The sequence below is a fragment of the Variovorax sp. LG9.2 genome (assembly GCF_035018885.1).
Classification (GTDB): Bacteria; Pseudomonadota; Gammaproteobacteria; order Burkholderiales; family Burkholderiaceae_C; genus Variovorax.
Genome location: NZ_JASJXB010000004.1, coordinates 266,178 through 284,488 on the forward strand (window position 1 = coordinate 266,178; position 18,311 = coordinate 284,488).

At 63.7% G+C, this 18,311-nt stretch carries 19 protein-coding genes; 8 read left to right on the top strand and 11 right to left on the bottom strand.

What is annotated here, in order from left to right:
* Nucleotides 1-4 precede the first annotated feature (4 nt).
* From QN413_RS06475 to QN413_RS06510, 8 genes are all read right to left on the bottom strand, one after another.
* Nucleotides 5-973, bottom strand: coding sequence for a SprT family zinc-dependent metalloprotease (locus QN413_RS06475; protein WP_323495792.1), 969 nt, complete (start codon nucleotides 971-973; stop codon nucleotides 5-7).
* 11 nt (nucleotides 974-984) lie between these two features.
* Nucleotides 985-1,737, bottom strand: a complete 753-nt coding sequence (locus QN413_RS06480; RefSeq protein ID WP_323495793.1) for a lysophospholipid acyltransferase family protein — start codon at nucleotides 1,735-1,737, stop codon at nucleotides 985-987.
* A complete protein-coding gene (gene gmhB, locus QN413_RS06485; RefSeq protein WP_323495794.1) occupies nucleotides 1,737-2,318 on the bottom strand; it encodes a D-glycero-beta-D-manno-heptose 1,7-bisphosphate 7-phosphatase in 582 nt (193 codons plus the stop codon). The genes QN413_RS06480 and gmhB overlap by 1 nt, the downstream gene beginning before the upstream one ends.
* Nucleotides 2,315-2,848, bottom strand: coding sequence for a DUF6036 family nucleotidyltransferase (locus tag QN413_RS06490; protein WP_323495795.1), 534 nt, complete (start codon nucleotides 2,846-2,848; stop codon nucleotides 2,315-2,317). Before QN413_RS06490 ends, gmhB begins: the two co-directional genes overlap by 4 nt.
* Nucleotides 2,845-3,177 carry a hypothetical protein gene (locus QN413_RS06495; protein ID WP_323495796.1) on the bottom strand — a complete coding sequence of 111 codons (333 nt, stop codon included), beginning with the start codon at nucleotides 3,175-3,177 and terminating at the stop codon, nucleotides 2,845-2,847. Before QN413_RS06495 ends, QN413_RS06490 begins: the two co-directional genes overlap by 4 nt.
* A 25-nt stretch (nucleotides 3,178-3,202) precedes the next feature.
* Complete coding sequence (gene glyS, locus QN413_RS06500; protein ID WP_323495797.1) at nucleotides 3,203-5,350, bottom strand: glycine--tRNA ligase subunit beta; 2,148 nt, start codon at nucleotides 5,348-5,350, stop codon at nucleotides 3,203-3,205.
* Between the two features lie 3 nt (nucleotides 5,351-5,353).
* Nucleotides 5,354-6,265, bottom strand: coding sequence for a glycine--tRNA ligase subunit alpha (gene glyQ / locus QN413_RS06505; RefSeq protein WP_323495798.1), 912 nt, complete (start codon nucleotides 6,263-6,265; stop codon nucleotides 5,354-5,356).
* 226 nt (nucleotides 6,266-6,491) lie between these two features.
* Complete coding sequence (locus tag QN413_RS06510) at nucleotides 6,492-7,559, bottom strand: type II asparaginase (RefSeq protein WP_323495799.1); 1,068 nt, start codon at nucleotides 7,557-7,559, stop codon at nucleotides 6,492-6,494.
* Between the two features lie 220 nt (nucleotides 7,560-7,779).
* Here QN413_RS06510 and QN413_RS06515 point away from each other — a divergent pair, with 220 nt between their 5' ends.
* From QN413_RS06515 to QN413_RS06550, 8 genes are all read left to right on the top strand, one after another.
* Complete coding sequence (locus QN413_RS06515) at nucleotides 7,780-8,418, top strand: TetR/AcrR family transcriptional regulator (protein ID WP_416352149.1); 639 nt, start codon at nucleotides 7,780-7,782, stop codon at nucleotides 8,416-8,418.
* A 116-nt stretch (nucleotides 8,419-8,534) separates the two neighbouring features.
* Nucleotides 8,535-9,122, top strand: coding sequence for an NAD(P)H-dependent oxidoreductase (locus tag QN413_RS06520; protein WP_187053177.1), 588 nt, complete (start codon nucleotides 8,535-8,537; stop codon nucleotides 9,120-9,122).
* 61 nt (nucleotides 9,123-9,183) lie between these two features.
* The gene (locus QN413_RS06525) at nucleotides 9,184-10,080 is read left to right on the top strand and encodes a creatininase family protein (RefSeq protein ID WP_323495801.1); all 897 of its coding nucleotides are present in this window, start codon (nucleotides 9,184-9,186) and stop codon (nucleotides 10,078-10,080) included.
* A 67-nt stretch (nucleotides 10,081-10,147) separates the two neighbouring features.
* Nucleotides 10,148-11,152, top strand: a complete 1,005-nt coding sequence (locus tag QN413_RS06530; RefSeq protein WP_323495802.1) for an ABC transporter substrate-binding protein — start codon at nucleotides 10,148-10,150, stop codon at nucleotides 11,150-11,152.
* A 26-nt stretch (nucleotides 11,153-11,178) separates the two neighbouring features.
* The gene (locus tag QN413_RS06535; RefSeq protein ID WP_323495804.1) at nucleotides 11,179-12,012 is read left to right on the top strand and encodes an ABC transporter ATP-binding protein; all 834 of its coding nucleotides are present in this window, start codon (nucleotides 11,179-11,181) and stop codon (nucleotides 12,010-12,012) included.
* 113 nt (nucleotides 12,013-12,125) lie between these two features.
* Entirely contained in the window at nucleotides 12,126-12,929 is an 804-nt protein-coding gene (locus QN413_RS06540; protein WP_323495823.1) for an ABC transporter permease, read from the top strand.
* A gap of 10 nt (nucleotides 12,930-12,939) precedes the next feature.
* Complete coding sequence (locus tag QN413_RS06545; protein ID WP_323495805.1) at nucleotides 12,940-14,301, top strand: FAD-binding oxidoreductase; 1,362 nt, start codon at nucleotides 12,940-12,942, stop codon at nucleotides 14,299-14,301.
* Nucleotides 14,302-14,306: 5 nt separating this feature from the next.
* Nucleotides 14,307-14,789: a RidA family protein gene (locus QN413_RS06550; RefSeq protein ID WP_323495806.1), complete on the top strand. Its 483-nt coding sequence runs from the start codon at nucleotides 14,307-14,309 to the stop codon at nucleotides 14,787-14,789.
* Here QN413_RS06550 and lnt read toward each other — a convergent pair.
* The 3 genes from lnt to QN413_RS06565 form a co-directional block, all read right to left on the bottom strand.
* On the bottom strand, nucleotides 14,768-16,375 hold the full coding sequence (gene lnt / locus QN413_RS06555; protein WP_323495808.1) for an apolipoprotein N-acyltransferase: 1,608 nt from the start codon (nucleotides 16,373-16,375) through the stop codon (nucleotides 14,768-14,770). The genes QN413_RS06550 and lnt overlap by 22 nt on opposite strands.
* Before the next feature lie 7 nt (nucleotides 16,376-16,382).
* Nucleotides 16,383-17,261, bottom strand: coding sequence for an HlyC/CorC family transporter (locus tag QN413_RS06560; protein WP_187053183.1), 879 nt, complete (start codon nucleotides 17,259-17,261; stop codon nucleotides 16,383-16,385).
* 86 nt (nucleotides 17,262-17,347) lie between these two features.
* Nucleotides 17,348-18,076, bottom strand: a complete 729-nt coding sequence (locus tag QN413_RS06565; protein ID WP_323495809.1) for a GNAT family N-acetyltransferase — start codon at nucleotides 18,074-18,076, stop codon at nucleotides 17,348-17,350.
* Nucleotides 18,077-18,311: the final 235 nt, after the last annotated feature.

Consider the following 18,311-nt stretch of genomic DNA (forward strand, 5'->3'; position numbering starts at 1 on the left):
GGCGCTAAAGACGAGGGATCGTCTCGTCTTTGAGGTGCCGACGAAGCTGCTGGTAGTCGGGCATGACGCTCTCGACCGTCTCCCAGAAGCGCTGGCTGTGGTCCATCACGCGCAGATGACTCAGCTCGTGCGCGACCACGTAGTCGATCACGGGCAGGCGGAAATGGATGAGGCGCCAGTTCAGGCGGATCGAACCGTCGCTGCTGGCGCTGCCCCATCTTGTCGCAGCATTCGACAGTGACAGCTTTTTCCACCGCACACCGAGCTTCGGCGCGTAGGCATCGAGGCGCTCGGTGAACAGGCGGCGCGCCTGGCGCGTGAGCCACGCTTGCGCCGCGTCGCGGATCTGATCCGGATTGGCGTTGTTTGCCACCGCGAGACGCAAAGTTCGCGCGCCGTTCGCATCGAGTTCCGCATCGAGCACGGCGCCCACACCTTTGAAGCCGTGGCGCGGATCGAGTTGCACCACAACAGGCTCGCCTAGAAACGGAAAGGTCGCACCGTCTTTCCATTCGATGCGCGAAGCTTCGACGCGCGCGTGACGCTCTTGCGTTTCAGCCAGCTTGCGGACGATCCAGTCGGCTTTTTCCAGCACAGCCGCATCGACATCGCGCAGCGTGACCCAGCGCGGGGCGCGCACCGACAGTCCCTCGGCGCCGACCACGAAACCGATGGTGCCGCGCTTGCCACGGGTGAACTCGTAGCCGACGCGCGCATGGCCGACTACCACTTCGCGCGTGGCACGGGGGTGAATGAAACGGGCGTGGGACAACACGTCCTTGAGCGGCACAGAGGGAGCGACCGGTGCGTGTGGCACCGAGTTCGACGGCGACTGCGACTGCGACAGTGGAAGCAACGGTGTGGACTGCTGCAGCTTCGGCGCTTGGGTTGGCGGCAAGTCATCGACAACCAGATCGACGTCCGCCTCGGGCACGTTGAACAAATCGAGCGTGAACTGCAGGAGGCCGCGCATGGAGGTTCTTGTCAGGCGGCGGCTACGGCTGCGGCGTACGCTTCCGGGTCGAGCCGACGCATCTCGGATTCGATCCAGGCCTCGACCTCGCGCATCAGCTCGTCGGGCTTGCGGCCGACGCTCGGAATCGCCGGGCCGATCGACACATCGACGATGCCGGGCCGCTTGATGAAGGCCTTGCGCGGCCATACCCTGGCCGAGGTGACGGCCACCGGAATGACTGGAACGCCAGTCTCGCAAGCGAGTCGCGTACCGCCGTTTTTGTAGGTACCCTTCTGGCCTCGCGGAATGCGCGTGCCTTCCGGGAACATGATGATCCAGATGCCTTGTGCCAACAGCACACGCCCTTGGCTCACGACCTTGTTGAAGGCCTGCGTCTTCTGGCTCCGATCGATGTGGATCATGTCGAGCCGCGCCATCGCCCAGCCGAAAAATGGCACGTAGATCAGTTCCTTCTTGAACACGAAGGCGAGCGGATGCGGCATCAGCGTCGGCATCAAAAACGTCTCGAGCGTCGACTGGTGCTTGACCAGCAGCACGGCGCCGGCAAGCTGATCGGTCGGCAGGTTTTCCATGCCGGTGACGCGGGTGCGAATGCCGAGCAAAACCCGCGCTCCGCCGATCGCCCAACGCAGCCAGCGCTCGGCCATCCAGTACAGTGGAATGCCGCGTTTCCAAAGCGAGCTGACGCACATGATGATGCCCCAGGGGACCACGGTGACCAGCATCCAGAGGGCATGAAGCAGGGAGCGAACGAAAGCCATCAGATCGCCACCTGCAGTTCAGCCTGCTTCTTCGCTTCGCGCACCAGCAGGAAGTCTACGAAGGCGGCGAGATCGTCGTGCACCATCGTTTTGGCCGGGTACTCCGGCGGCAGTTCGACGCCGCGGCACGCAGCGCCCATGCCGGTCAACACCAGGTGTGGTTCGCAGCCGACCGACGCGCCGGCTTGCAGATCGCGCAGGCTGTCGCCGCAAGTCGGCACGTTGGCCAGGTCGACGCCGTAGCGGTCGCCGATTTGCCGGAACAGACCCGCCTTGGGCTTGCGGCAATTGCAGTTCTCGTCCGGGCTGTGCGGGCAATAGAAAACCGCATCGACACGACCGCCGACACTGGCCAGCATCTTGTGCATCTTGGCGTGCATCAGGTTGAGCGACGCCACGTCGAACAGACCGCGCCCCAGGCCCGACTGGTTCGATGCGATCACCACATGCCACCCAGCGTGGTTGAGTCGCGCCACCGCTTCGAGCGCGCCGGGCAGCGGCGTCCATTCGACGTCGCTCTTGACGAAGTCGTCGCGGTTCACGTTGATGGTGCCGTTGCGGTCGAGGATGACGAGTTTCATGGATTGGCTTTCGCCTCGCTGTGGCGTCGGTTGATCCAGACGCCGATGTGTTCAAGAGGATATTTGGCGCTGTCGAGCAGTGAGAGACGCTCTTTAAGGATCACGGCCGAAAGCAAATCGCTTCTCGGAAGTTCGCGAACGAAGTCAGCGTCCTTCTCGCGACCGGCGACGCATTTGGATAGCGCCAGATCGTGAAGGTCCGGGCAAGTCGCGGTGACCTCGCCGATGTAATGAAGGCTTGCCCTTTTCATCCAGTCCGCAGGCATCACAGCAGTCTCTGGCCCGACACCGTCGGCGAAATAGCCGAAGGTTTCATGAAAGCTCGAATGCATGCCGATCGCGCCGTCGATCAGGTCGGCACGCTCCGGATGCATGGCAGGGTAAAGGTCTACCTCGCGTGAAATCAGCAAGGCCGCCGGCGGCTCGTCCAGCAGCAGCAAGATCGCCTGGCTCCCGACCACCACCAGTGAGTTCTCTTGCGTGATAGCGGCCGCAGCCCGGAGGACATGTTGGAGTTCTTCCAGCTTCATTGCGACAGCGCTACATATCCGCGCGACTGCGAAAGCAACGCGGTGCGCTCGCGCTGCGTTACAAGCACGCCCAGCGGAGAAACACTTCGCATGAGCTGCCCGTGATCGGTTTCCGACAAAGCGGCCCGCGCCAATGCATCCGGCTCGTCAGACAGCAGTTGTTCCCATTCGGACCACAGAGCATCCGAGCGTGTTTCGCCGGCCTGTGAGCGCCAGCGCGTCAAAGTTTGCCGGACACGGGCGTTCAACGTCGGATCGGCGCGCAACGCATCGATGGCCCGCCTGTGCAAAGCGAGCGAAAAGTGGTCGAGTTGCAGTTGGCGGTTCATCGAGACGATTATCGAGCGCTCGGCCTTACGCCGCCAGCCGTTCCAGTTGCGCCACCCGGTTCATTGCCTCGTGCAACGACTTCAACAGGCCGAGCCGGTTGAGGCGCAGGTCGGCTTGCTCGGCGTTGACCATCACGCCGTCGAAGAAGGCATCGACCGGCGCGCGCAGCGCGGCCAGCGTCTGCAATGACGCGGTGTAGTCGCCTGCATCGAACTGGGCGTTGGCTGCCGGGACAACGTTTGCCATGGCGGCGTAGAGCGCCTTTTCTGCGGGCTCCTGCAGCAACAACTCGCTGACGTGCGCGTCTGCGTCGGGCGCCTTCTTCAGGATGTTGCCGATGCGCTTGTTGGCGGCGGCAAGTGCGGGGGCCTCAGGCAGCGCGGCGAAGGAGCGGACGGCGGCGAGTCGAGCGGGAATGGTCGACCACTCGCCGAGCTTGTGCGCGTGCAGCGCGGCGTCGACTTCGACCGCCGTATAGCCTTCATCCCTGAAGTAGCCCTTGAGCCGTTCGATGATGAATTGGTCCAACTCGACCGATCGGTCCTCGAGCAAGCCGGGCTTGAATGCAGCGAATGCGAGCCGCGTCAATTCGTAGAAGTGCAACGGCAATGCGCGCTCGACCAACATGCGTCCGACACCCAACGCATGCCGCCGCAGCGCGAACGGATCGCGATCACCCGTTGGCAAATTACCGATCCCGAACATGCCGACCAACGTCTCCAGCTTGTCCGCCAACGCGACCACCACGCCCACATCGCCACGCGGCAAAGTGTCGCCGGCGAAGCGCGGCTTGTAGTGGTCTTCGATGGCGTCTGCCACCGATGCGTCGAGTCCGTCGTGCAGCGCGTAATAGCGCCCCATCGTGCCTTGCAACTCGGGGAACTCGCCGACCATGTCGGTGACCAGATCGGCCTTGGCCAATTGGGCGGCCTGCACCGCGCGCGCCGGCAGCGTGGCGTCGCCGGTCGATGCAGCGAGCAGCTGGGCGATGCCCTCCGCGATCTGCATTACGCGCACGACTCGCTCGCCCTGCGTCCCGAGCTTGTTGTGATAGATCACCTTGCCCAGCGACTCGACGCGCGACGCCAGTGATTTCTTGCGATCCTGGTCGAAGAAGAACTTGGCGTCGGCCAGGCGCGGGCGAATCACGCGCTCGTTGCCTTGCACCACCGCGCTCGTGTCGTCCGGGCTGATGTTGCTGACGACGAGAAACTTGTTCGTCAACTTGCCGGCGCCATCGAGCAGCGGAAAGTACTTCTGGTTGGCCTTCATCGTGAGGATGAGGCACTCTTGCGGTACGTCGAGAAACTCCGGCTCGAAGCTGCAGACCAGCACGTTCGGCCGCTCGACCAGGGCCGTCACTTCATCGAGCAGCGCATCGTCGTCGATCGGCACCGAGTCGCTGCCGACCTTGACGGCCGCTGCGGCGAGTTGTCGCTCGATCTCGGCGCGGCGCTGGTCGAAGCCGGCGATGACCGCGCCTTCTTCGGCCAACTGTTGCGCATAGCTGTCGGCATCACGCAAGACAACCGGATCGGCCGAGGCTTCGAAGCGATGGCCATGCGTGTCGCGACCGGACTTGAGGCCGAGCGCTTCTATGGCGACCACATCCGCGCCGTGCAACGCCACCAGTCCATGCGCGGGGCGCACGAAGCTGACGCTGGTCCAGCCGGGCATCGCGCTGCCTTCTTTTAGCTGGTAGCTCATGACCTTGGGGATCGGCAGCTTGGCGATCGCTTCGGCCAGTGCCTTTTGCAGACCTTCGGCCAGGCTCGCACCTTTGGCGGTGCTTTCGTAGAACAGCGCTTCGGCCTTGCCGTCGACCGCGCGCTTCAATCCCGCCACGGCAGACGCGTCGGCGCCCAACGCGGCGAGGCGCTTCAGCAGGGCCGGTGTGGCATTGCCCGCGGCATCGATGCCGACCGCGACCGGCATCAGCTTCTGCGAGACAGCCTTGTCGGCGGCCACCGCGGCCACCTGCGTCAAATGCGCAGCAAGGCGGCGCGGCGAGGCGTAAGCCGTCAGGGTCGAAGCTGCCTCCGCCAAGCCCTGCAAGACCAGTTGATCGCGCAGCACGCCTGCGAACGCATCGCCAAGCTTCTTCAATACTTTCGGCGGCAGCTCCTCGACGAACAGTTCGACGAGCAGATTGCGTTTGTTGTCAGCACTCATTGCTCAGGCCGCCTTCTTCAGGACGGGCATCTGCGCGACCCATTCGCGCGGCGCCATCGGAAAACCGAGACGCTCGCGACTCTCGTAATAACTCTGCGCCACGCTGCGCGCGAGGTTGCGAATGCGGCCGATGTAGGCCGCGCGTTCGGTCACGCTGATGGCGCCGCGCGCGTCGAGCAAATTAAAGCTGTGTGCGGCTTTGAGTACTTGCTCGTAAGCCGGCAGCGCGAGCTGTTCGGTCATCAGATGTTTCGCCTGCTTTTCGTGCGCGTCGAATGCGGTGAACAAAAAGTCCGCGTCGCTGTGCTCGAAGTTATAGGTCGACTGTTCGACCTCGTTCTGCTTGTAAACATCGCCGTAGGTCAAGCCATCGGTCCATGTCAGGTTGTAGACGTTGTCGACGCCTTGCAGGTACATCGCAAGCCGCTCCAGCCCATAGGTGATCTCGCCGGTGATCGGCTTGCAGTCGATGCCGCCGACCTGCTGGAAGTAGGTGAACTGCGTCACCTCCATGCCGTTGAGCCAGACCTCCCAGCCCAGGCCCCAGGCACCGAGCGTCGGGTTTTCCCAATCGTCCTCGACGAAGCGAATGTCGTTTTTTTTCAGGTCGAAGCCGAGAGCGGTCAGCGAGCCCAAGTACAGCTCGAGGATGTTCGACGGGGCCGGCTTCAGCACGACCTGGTACTGGTAATAGTGCTGCAGCCGATTCGGGTTTTCGCCGTATCGACCGTCCTTCGGCCGCCGGCTCGGCTGCACGTACGCGGCCTTCCATGGCTCCGGCCCGAGCGCCCGCAAAAACGTGGCGGTGTGCGAGGTACCGGCACCGACTTCCATGTCGAGCGGCTGAAGCAACGCACAGCCCTGGTCGGCCCAGTACGACTGCAGTTTGAGAATGATTTGTTGGAAGGTCAGCATGTAGAACCGAGGCGCCCCGCGCGGTTGCGCAAGCAGCCACAGATTTTACGGGCCGGGCCAAACCGCGCCCGCCAAGCAAAAAGCCGCAGCGCAGTTGCGCTACGGCTTCGTCCATCCCGCATTTGTCAAAGACACCGCAGGACCGGCTTCGCCGGACTGCTGGTGTCGCCCCCGGTCAGGGGAGTGGGCGCTGTGACACGAAGTGCACAGCAACCTGGGGGGCGAGCTAATACTCCCAGAAGATGCGCTGCAATTCCTTGGTGTCCGTGGTCTTGGTCATTGCCACCATCGCCAGGATGCGCGCCTTCTGCGGGCGCAGGTCGTGCGCGACGACCCAGTCGTACTTGTCGTCCGGCTGCTCGGCATTGCGGATCACGAAGCCATCGGGCACGCGCGAAGAGCGGATCACGACGATGCCGTCGGAGCGCACCTTCTGCAGGTACGGCACGATGCGATCGGCCACCGAGCCGTTGCCCGGACCGCCGTGGATCAGCGCCTTGATTCCGCTCTTCCCGAGCGCCTCGATGGCGGTCGGCGACACGCCTTCGTAACCCATGGCGATCTCGACATTGGGGATCGTCGTGATGGCGTCGATGTCGAACTCGGAGTTCATCGTGTGGCGCTTGACCGGCGCGCGGAACCAGTAGTTCTTGCCTTCGACCACCATGCCGAGCGAGCCCCATTGGCTGACGAAAGCGCTCGGCTTGATGTTGAAGTTCTTGCTGACGTCACGACCGCTTTCGATGCTGTCGTTCATGGTCAGCAACACGCCCTTGCCCATCGCGTCCTTGCTGCCCGCCACGCTGACTGCGTCGTACAGGTTGAGCGCGCCATCGGCCGACAGCGCGGTGCCCGGACGCATCGAGGCGACCATCACGATCGGCTTGTTGGTGTGGACGGTCAGCGTCAGGAAGTACGCCGTTTCTTCCACCGTGTCGGTGCCGTGCGTGATGACGATGCCATCGACATCGGCTTGCTTGGACAGCGCCGACACGCGCTTGGCGAGCGTGACCAGGTTCTCGTTGGTGAGGCTTTCGGAAGCCACCTGGAAGACCTGTTCGCCACGAACATTGGCGATCTTCGACAGTTCCGGCAAACCGGCGATGAGCTTGTCGACGCCGACCTTGGCCGCCGCGTAGGTCGCGCTGTTGACGGCCGATGCACCCGCCCCGGCGATGGTGCCGCCGGTGGCGAGTATCACGACGTTGGGGAGTGCCTGGGCCTGGACAAGCGCGCTGGCGGCGAGCAGCGCAGTGCCGGCCGCGAAGGCACGAATTCGGGAAGACAGGTACATGAGTTGGCTCCTTGGACGTTGCAGGGTTGCGAAGCAGATTTGACGGCCAAAGCGATAGGGAAAGCGTGCCGATGGCGCGCGCGGCCCATGCCGGCGTCGCATGCCGTCATGCGTGGCACCGACCGATCGATCGAGGGTTTACCATCGCCGAGGTCAGGCCGCAGCCACCATCCCCATGAACCCGGAAATTGCCAATTCAACCGCCGTCGGCACGCAGCAGATGCCTGCGCCCGAAGGCCCGCTGTCGCGTGCGCGGCCGGGACGCGAGCGGATCATGTCGGCGATTCGCGGAGCGGCGGTGGCCGAGTTCAGCCTGCACGGACTCAAGGGCACGTCGACGCAAGCCATCGCGGCGCGCGCCGGGCTGACCAAGCCCCAGTTGCATTACTACATCGCCGGCAAGGAAGAGTTGTACGAAGAGCTGTTGATGCAGGTGCTGCACGACTGGAAGGTGGTGTTCGCTTTCGAGGACCATGCCAAGGACCCGGGGCCGGTGCTCGGCGACTACATCCGCAAGAAGCTCGACCACGCCTTCGACAATCCGGAAATCTCGCGCATCTTCACGCGCGAGGTGCTCGATGGCGGGCGCAATCTCGATCGCTACTGGCCCAACGCCCGGGCCTGGACGCAAAAAAAGGTCGACATCATCAACGGCTGGATCGCACGCGGCCAGATGCGCCCACTCGATGCACGGCTGCTGCTGATGCACATCTGGGCGATGACTCAAAGCTATGCCGACTACGCACTGCAAACGCGCGTGATGCTGGGCCTGCCGCCAGATGCGCCGATCGATCGGGAGCCGATCGCGCGCGAGCTGGTGGCGTTCGTCTTGCACGGTTGCGGCCTGAACGAGACTTAAAGCCCCGGGACTTGGGGGCTCGTCAGCCCGGCGCTTGCCCCGCTTCGGTGCGCCCATCCTGGCACGGTGTTTGCGTAAACCTGACCGATTGCTCTGATTAATCGGTCAAATTCACCATGCGCGTGCTTGTCGTCTATTGCCACCCAGTCGAAACCAGCTTTCATGCGGCCCTGCACCAGGAGGTTCTGAAGAATCTGCGCGCAGGCGGGCACGAAGTCGATGACTGCGATCTGTATGCCGAGCGGTTCGATCCGGTGTTGTCGCGCGAAGAGCGACTCGGCTATCACGAGGTGCCGAGCAACCAATTGCCGCTCAAGCGCTACGTCGAGCGACTGCAGTGGGCCGAGGCCATCGTTTTCTGTTTCCCGACCTGGTGCTTTGGTCTGCCGGCCATGCTGAAGGGTTACTTCGACCGGCTCTTCATGCCGGGAGTGGCCTTCGACATCAGCGATCCGGCCAACGTGAAGCCGATGCTGACCCACATCAAGCGGATTTCGGCCGTCGTGACTTACGGACGGCCTCGCTGGGTCGCATGGTACATGGGCGATCCGCCACGCAGGATCGTCACGCGCTACATGAAGCGGCTGACCGGCCAGCAGGCACGCATCGACTACCACGCCCACTACCACATGAACGTGGCGACCGAGCCTCAACTCAAGCGCTTCATGGCGCGGGTCGGCAGCGCTATGGCTCGCTTCGCCTGAGGCTTGCAACGTTCCGAGATCGCACGCCCTTCTTCAAATTTTCGACACCAGGACAGTCACCATGCTGCACGGCTACATCCCTCCCCATCGCTTCCTGCCCTACCTGAGCTGGACCCAGATCAATGCGCTGCCGGACCGCGAGAACACGGTCATCGTGCTGCCTTGCGGCGCCATCGAGCAGCACGGGCCGCACCTGCCCTGCTCGGTCGACAGCGTGATCTCGTCGGGCGTGATGGGCAAGGCGCTGGAGCGCCTGCCCGCCGAGGTGCGCGCCTTCGCGCTGCCCACCATCACCTATGGCAAGTCGGAAGAGCACCTTCACTTTCCCGGCACCATGACGCTGACGGGCCCGACGCTGCTCGCCACGGTGACCGAGATCGGCGAGTCGGTGTACCGCTCCGGTTTTCGCAAGCTGCTGTTCGCCAACGGCCACGGCGGCCAGCCGCAAGTGCTGGAAATGGCAGCGCGCGAACTGCGCTTGCGCCATGGCGACTTCGTGGTGGTTCCGCACGGCGTGTCACGCCTGCCCAATGCGTCGAGCAAGCAGATCAGCGACCAGGAAAAGCGGCTGTCGATGCACGCCGGTCATTCCGAAACAGCGTTGATGCTGGCGTTGGCGCCCGACACCGTGCACATGGAACATGCGGCGGCCAATTACCCGCCGCCCTTCCCCATCAAGCTCCTGTCGCCCGATGGCCGTCCGGCCTGCGCCTGGACCGCGCGCGACTTCGGCCCGAGCGGCGTGATCGGCGACCCGACCAGCGCCACCCGGGAGCAAGGTGAAGAGATTCTCGACACGCTGGCGGCAAGTTGGGTGCAGGCGCTCACCGAGCTGTACGCATTGCGCTGGGTGGTGCGCGAAGAGGCGACCTGGGGCCGCGGCCACGAGCAGGGCTTCATTCAGTCGACGCCTCCGTCGATGGCACCTTCCGCTGCGCCGCTCGCTCACGCGCTCTGAGGCGCATTCCTTGCATTGCAGATTCGCTTCAAGTCCGCTTTTTTTCCACGCTCGAGAGGTTCACACCATGCGTAAGCAAATTGTTTTCCGTTCCGCATCGCTCGCCGGCGCCATCGCGCTGGCTGTCTGCGGCTTTGCCAATCCCGCGCAGGCGCAGGCCACCGAACCGTTCACCTATATGACCAACTGGTTCGCACAGGCCGAGCATGGCGGCTTCTACCAGGCGGTGGCGGAAGGCACCTACAAGAAGTACGGGCTGGACGTGACCATCAAGATGGGCGGCCCGCAGGTCAACATCACGCAGATGATGGCGGCCGGCCAGGCCGACTGCATCATGGGTTCCAGCGACATCCAGATGATGCAGACGCGCGAAGGCGGCGTGCCGGTGGTCAATGTCGCAGCCTTCTTTCAGAAGGACCCGCAGGTGCTGATCGCGCACGAGGACGTCAAGAAGTTCGAAGACCTGAAGGGCAAGACCCTCCTGATCGGCGCGCAGGCCAACCGCGGCTACTGGCCGTGGCTCAAGACCAAGTTCGGCCTCACCGACGAGCAGACCCGACCTTACACATTCAACATTCAGCCCTTCGTGGCCGACAAGAACACGGCCCAGCAGGGTTACCTGACCTCCGAGCCGTACGCCATTCAGAAGGCAGGCGTGAAGAGCACCGTTCTGATGTTCAGCGACTTCGGATTTCCCGCCTATGCGACCACCGTGTCGTGCATGGAAAAGACGGTGAAGGACCGCAGCAAGCAGGTCGCCGCCTTCGTCAAGGCCTCCGCCGAAGGGTGGAAAAGCTACCTCGCCGATCCGGCACCTGCCAATGCGCTCATCAAGAAAGACAACCCCAACATGACCGACGACCAGCTCGCCTACAGCGTGGCCAAGCTCAAGGAAATGGGGATGGTCACCGGTGGTGATGCAGCCACGATGGGCATCGGCGTGATAACCGACGTGCGCGCCAAGGCGAGCTACGACTTCCTGGTCAGCACCAAGTTGCTCGACCCGACCAAGGTCGAACTGTCGAAGACGTACACCACCAGTTTCGTCAAGGATGCCAAGGTGCTTCCCTGAACGGGACGCGTGCGGCAATGAAAGACATGTCCTCTACAGCTGAAGCGGCAGCGGTAACGACTGCAGTACCGACTGAGGTACCGGCGGTGGAAATCCTGTCCGCCGAAAAGACGTATCCGAACGGCACGCAAGCGTTGTTGCCGGTCGACCTGACGATCGCCGAGGGCGAGTTCGTGACCCTGCTCGGACCGTCGGGTTGCGGCAAGAGCACGCTGCTGAAGATGGTGGCGGGCATGCTCGAGCCCAGTGACGGTCGCTTGCTGGTCTGGCGTAAGCCGGTGGCGCAAATCGATGCGAGCGGCCGCAAGATGGCTTTCGTGTTTCAGGCGCCGACGCTCATGCCCTGGGCCAGCGTGCAGACCAATGTGCGGCTGCCGCTCGACCTGGCGGGCGTGTCGCGCAAGGAAGCAGACGGCCGGGTGACCGAGGCGCTCGCGCTGGTCGGCCTCGACAAGTTTGCCGGCGCGTTGCCGAGGGCACTTTCGGGCGGCATGCAGATGCGCGTGTCGATCGCGCGCGGCCTGGTCACGCAGCCCGACCTCCTGCTGATGGACGAGCCCTTCGGCGCGCTGGACGAGATCACGCGGCACCGCCTCGATGCCGATCTGCTCGAGCTGTGGCGCAAGAAAAAGCTCACGGTGATCTTCGTCACGCACTCGATCCACGAGGCGGTGTTTCTGTCGAGCCGCGTGATCATGATGGCGGCACGGCCAGGACGGGTAGTGGAACAGTTCGAGATCGACGAGCCCTATCCGCGCAATGCCGACTTCATGGTGTCGCCACAGTTCAGCCGTCACGCCAAGCGACTGCAAGACAGCTTGCTGCGTGCCAGCCAGGCGCACGAGGAGCTGGCGCCATGAGCGCGGTCATCAGCGAGTCTTCGACTGCGGGCAAGACCACGCTGGCTCCGGCTGCCGCCGCGTCGCCGACCTTGCGGGCGGGCCCCGCAGCACCCGCTCGCAAGGCGGTGCCGCTGCGGCACGTGCCCCTGCTCCGGCAACCGCGGGTGCAGCGGGTGTTCTATCCGTTGCTGGTGGGCGTGGTGCTGGTCGCGCTCTGGCAATGGCTCGTGACGGCGATGGAGCTGCCGGCCTATCTGGTGCCCTCGCCGTTCCTCATGATGCAGACGCTGGTGCACGACTGGGTGCCGCTCGGCATGGCGCTGCTGGTCACGTTGAAGATCACGGTGCTATCTTTTATCGTGGCGACCATTGCGGGCGTTCTGATCTCGTTTCTGTTTGTGCAGAGCAAGCGAATCGAGACCGCGCTGTTCCCGTATGCGGTGTTGCTGCAGGTGACGCCGATCGTGGCGGTAGCGCCCCTCATCATCATCTGGGTCAAGAACCCGACCGCGGCGATGACGGTATGCGCGGCCCTCGTGGCGCTGTTTCCCATCATCGCCAACACGACGCTCGGCTTGCGCAGCATCGACCCCGATCTGCAGAGCTACTTCAAGCTGAATCGGGCGACGCGCTGGCAGCAACTGGTGCGGTTACGCATTCCGAGCGCACTGCCGTACTTTTTTGGCGGCTTGCGCATCTCCAGCGGTCTCGCGCTCATCGGCGCCGTGGTGGCGGAGTTCGTCGCAGGCACCGGCGGCTCGGGTGCAGGGCTGGCTTACCAAATTCTTCAGGCTGGCTTTCAGCTCAACATTCCGCGCATGTTCGCCGCGCTGCTGCTGATCTCGCTGACTGGCGTGGCGCTGTTCGCCCTGATGGCCTGGCTCAGCAAGCTGGCGCTGGGCTCATGGCACGCCAGCGAACTTTCTCAAGATTGAAATGACGACCATGAACGCTCCTGTTTCCGCTGTCGAACAACTGCTGCTCGCACTGCCCGAACTCGACTGGATCACCGACGAGAGCCGCGTCGCGCGCCTGTCGCAAGACTTCGCCTGGTTCAGCCCGGTGCTGAACCGCCAGCTGAAGGACAAGCGCGCCGATGCCGTGGTGCGGCCGCGTACCGAAGACGAATTGCGCGCCGTGGTGAGCGCCTGCGTGCAACGCAACGTGCCGATCACGATTCGCGGGAGCGGTACCGGCAACTACGGCCAGACCACGCCACTGGCCGGCGGCGTCGTGCTCGACATGACGAGCTACAACGCGCTGCAGTGGGTGCGGCCGGGCGTCGCTCGGGCGCAGGCCGGGATGCGGCTCGGCGAGCTCGAAAAACACACTCGCCCGACCGGACAGGAACTGCGCTGCATCCCGTCGACCTATCGCAGCGCCACGCTCGGAGGTCTCTTCGGCGGTGGCTTCGGCGGCATCGGCTCGATCAATTACGGCCCTTTCGGGGCGCCGGGCAACGTTCTCGGCGTGCGGGCGATGACGATCGAGGCCGAACCGCAAATCATCGAGCTGCGTGGCGCCGAGGCGATGCGAATGCACCATCTGTGGGGCACCAACGGCCTGGTGCTCGAGCTCGAAGTCGGCTTGGCGCCAGTACACGCCTGGCTCGAAACGCTGGTCACTTTTTCAGACTTCGACAAGGCGTTGGCGTTTGGCAATGCACTGGCGCATGCGCCCGGCATCGTCAAGCGCGAAGTGGCCTTCTTTGCCAGCCCCATACCCGACTATCTGACGCAGTTGGCCGAGTATTTGCCGAAGGGCTGCCACGCGGTGCTGTCGCTCGTCGCCGAATCAAGCGAAGAAGCGATGCACGAACTTGCCGCCCTGCACGCCGGCTCGATCACGTATCGCAAGAGCGCGGCCGAAGTGCAAAAAAGCAATCGCACCCTGATGGAGTTCACCTGGAACCACACCACGCTGCATGCGCTCAAGGTCGACAAGACGCTGACCTATATTCAAAGCAGTTTCGTGCCCGGCAAGCAGGTCGAGCAGATCACAGAGATGGAGCACCTGCTCGGCGGCGAGGTACTGATGCATGTCGAATTTCTGCGCAACCTGGACGGGCTGATCGCCTGCAGCGCGCTGCAACTGGTTCGGTTCACCAACGAAGAGCGGCTGGACGAAATCATCCGCATACATCGGGAACGCGGTGTACGCATCAACAACCCTCACACCTTCATCGTCGAAGACGGCAAGGCAGGGGGCGCTTTGCCGCCTGAGATCATCGCCATGAAAAACCGCTTCGACCCGCATGGTCTGCTCAATCCGGGCAAACTGCGCGACTGGCCAGTGGTGCCCCGGTGAGCGTCATGATCGATACGACAGCGAGCGCGACGATGGGTGCGCCGATGGCCAATTACGCCGCGGCCAGGCGCGTGGGCGATTTCGTCTTTATGAGCGGCGTGGTTGCGGTCGACCCTGCGCGGCGTCAGGCCGTCACCTCTTACGACGACATTCCCGAAGCCGCGCGTGACGCCCTGCGGCCGCTCGGCTATGTGACCGGCCAGATGTCGGTCGACGTCTACGAAGCGCCTATCGTCGCGCAGAGCTGGTTCGTGCTCGAGCGCATCCGCCAGCTGGCCATCGAACATGGCGGCACGATGGCCGACGTGGTGAAGCTGGTGCAGTACTTTCGCGACATTCGCCACTACCCCGCCTACAACCGCGTGCGCGGACTGTTCTATCCGGGTGCGCCGCCGGTGAGCACCGTTGTGGAGGTATCGCGCTTCTTGCCGGGAGACGCGCTGGTGATCGAGGTCGAGGCGACCGCCTATTTGCCGTTGCCGCGCTGACTGCCGCGACGGCGGTGCAGCACGATCGTGCAGGCGACCATCAGCAGCGACAGTCCCCAGAGCGGCCAGAGTCCGAAGCGGGACACCCACCACGCATAGGGTGTAATGCCGCCACGTCCTTCGACCTCGGCGAGCAGCACGCCGCGCGTGAGGCGCGGCAGCGATTGCGCAACGCGGCCACGGTGGTCGATGACCACCGTGGCGCCGGTGTTGGTCGCACGCACCATCGGCCGCTGGAACTCGAGCGCGCGCATCCGCGAAATCGACAGGTGTTCGTCGATAGCAACCGAATCGCCGAACCACGCGATGTTGCTGACGTTGAGCAGGATGGTCGGCGCATTGCCGGCGTCACGAAAGTTCGCGCCGATCTCGTCGCCGAACAAGTCTTCGTAGCAAATGTTGGGCGCGATGCGCTGGCCTTGCCAGACGAACGGCGGCTGCGCGAGCCCGCCACTCCTGAAATCGCCCAGTGGGATGTTCATCAGGTCGGTGAACCAGCGGAATATCGATGGCACGAATTCGCCGAACGGCACGAGGTGATGCTTGTCGTAGCGATACGTGGCGGACGCACCCGGCTGAAACCCGAGCACTGCATTGCTGTAGGTGGTGCCGTTGCCGATCGGCAGGCCCACGATGGCTGCCCGTGTGCCGGTGGCGTACCGCGCGGCGATCGATTCGAGGTAGCCCGGTGGCAACTGCGAGGGCAACAACGGGATTGCCGTTTCGGGCGTGATGGTGAGCGAGGCTTTCGGGTCATTGAGCTGTTCGCCGTACCAGCGCAGCGCTGTCGCGACGCCACCGCCCGGGACGAACTTCTCGTCTTGCGGGATGTTCCCCTGGAGCAGCGCGACATCGAGCTTGCCGCGAGCCAGTTCCGGCGTGTCGACGGCGTCTCGTGAGGCGCCCAGCGCCCAGGCGGCGATCAGAACAGCAACGGCGGACACGAGCGGCGCAAATCGTCGAAAGGTCAAGCGACCCAGCGGCTTCGTGCCGACGGTAGCGGTTGTGATGACGGTCATGGCGGAGGCGACCGCTGCTGCGAGCGCAGCGGCAATCGCCCCGACGCCATAGACGCCGACCCACGGAGCGGCCACGGCCAACGGTCCGTCGACATGCGCATAGCCAATGGCTCCCCACGGGAACCCGGTGAACCAGCTGCCGCGAAGCAATTCGGCCGCGGTCCAGAGCGAGGCGAAAAGCACAGCCGCTGCGAACCGATTGACCGGCGCAAATCGGACGAACAGGCCGCATGCCAGCGCGTAGTAAAGCGCGAGCGCCGCTGCCAGCGCCAACACGGCGCTCACGGCCAGCGGCGCAGCCAGACCGCCGTAGGTGTGCAGCGAAATGAAAAGCCACCAGAACGTGCCGCAAAGCCAGGCCGTGGCAAAGAGCCAGCCGAACCCGAAAGCGTGATGTGCGGACTTCGATGCGCTGCCGGTGCGGATCGCATCGAGCTGCCACACCAGAAAAACCATTGGAACAAGCTGCAGAGACCACAGCGGTTGACCGCTCCACGGCGCGGCAATCGACAGCGACTGAGCGAGCCCGGCGGCGGCGAAGCCCAGCCCTCGCAAGAGCGTCTTCAAGGCAGGTTCAATCCGACGCGCCGTTGCCACGCGCCGGTGAGACCTTGAACCAGCGCACGGCGCCGCCCTTGGTGTGCAGCACCACGAAGTCGAACCCGCCGAGTGCGTGATGCTCGCCGCGCTTCGGCACGTGGCCCATCTCGTGCGCGACCAGGCCGCCGATGGTGTCGAAGTCTTCGCTGAGCTGCTCTTCGTCGAAGGTGATGCCAAAGGCTTCGGCAACGCGCTCGATGGGCGTGTCGCCGCTCACACGGTAGGTGTGGTCTGCCAGACCGAAGATGTCGCCTTCGTCTTCGGCGATATCGAATTCGTCTTCGATCTCGCCGACGATTTGCTCCAACACGTCTTCAATCGTGATGAGTCCGGCCACACGGCCGAACTCGTCGATGGTGATCGCCAGATGATTGCGGTTACCGCGAAATTCGCGCAGCAAATCGTTCAAGCCCTTGCTCTCGGGCACGAAGGTGGCGGGCCGCAGCAAGGCGCGAATGTTGAGACCCGGCGCACGCTGCAGCTTGAGCAGATCTTTCGCGAGCAGGATGCCGATGATGTTTTCTTTTTCGCCCTCGTACACCGGAAAACGCGAGTGCGCTGTGTCGATGACGACGTGCAACAGCGTGTCGTAGGGCGCGTCGATGTTGACGAGGTCCATGCGAGGTGCGGCCACCATCACGTCACCAGCGGTCATGTCGGCCATGCGCAGGACACCTTCGAGCATCACGCGCGACTCTGCGCCTATGACGTCGTTGTCTTCGGCATCTGCGAGCGTTTCGATCAGCTCGTCGCGGGAGTCCGGTCCGGGATGGATGAACTCGGCGAGCTTTTGCAGAAAACTGCGTTTGTCTTCCCGTTCGACGGGGACGCGTTCAGAGTGAGGGTCGGCCACTGCGGCGGGGCGGAGTTAGGGAAGGACAAGGATAACCGGATGTAGCGCGCGCCCGGTATCGCCGTGACAGCGCGATCACCAGAGATTCACTGCGCCGTGCGGTCACGCGCGTCGCGAACGCCACGCCGGATTTCCTGCACGCCTGCAAGAAATCCCCAAAACTGCTTGGCGCGCGTCTTGAGTTGGAAGTCGACTTCGGCAAAGTGGTCGAGCGCGATCTCGCTCATTCGGCTATCGAACGTAGCAGCCGGCAGCTGCAGGTGAGCCTCCGACTCGGAGCCGCTGCGAACCACCGTGGCGCCGGCATTGCGCGCGATCTTGAGCATGGCCGCGTTTTCGCTGAGCGCATGGATGAAAAGTGCGCCGACGCCTTCGTTGCGGGCCGTGACCATCGCGCGCTCGAACAATCGCGCGCCGTAGCCGCGGCTGCGTGCATGGCGCGAGACCGACACGCCGAATTCGGCGCAGTCGCTCAGTTGTCCGGCTGGCGCGAAGGCCACATGGGCCATGGCGATGAGTTCGAGTCGACGGTTGTAGATGCCGAACAATTCGTCGCGCTCGAAGTCCAATCCGTCGACGTAGCGCTGCACTTGCTCGTCGGAGGCCGAATAACCAAAGCGCAAGTAACGATCGTGCTGCTCGAGGGCAAGCAGATGCGTCGCGATGCGCACGCGCTCGCCGGGACCAATCGCACGAATCGGCACCAGTACAGGCTGGGGCGCCGTAACGGAGCGGGGCTGCGCTTCAACCATCGGCGCCTTCAAGAAAGAGCCGACGCCGAGCGAGGCTTTTAATAGGGCCTTGGCGTTCATCATTTCCCGAATTTAAGGGTTTTCCCTTAGCAGACAAGCCCACGGGTCTTTCGGCTTCGTTATTTAGTGGATAAGGACCAACGCCCGTGGCACGGACGCAACCAACCGTTGTCATAGCGAAGAGGGGAGGGAACAAGCCGACCAGATTCAGGCGTACCTGGACTGTCGGCGCCGATCTCAACTTGACCCACCCTGCCGATCTCAACTTAACCCGGGAATGGGTGCCGGCGTTGTAGCT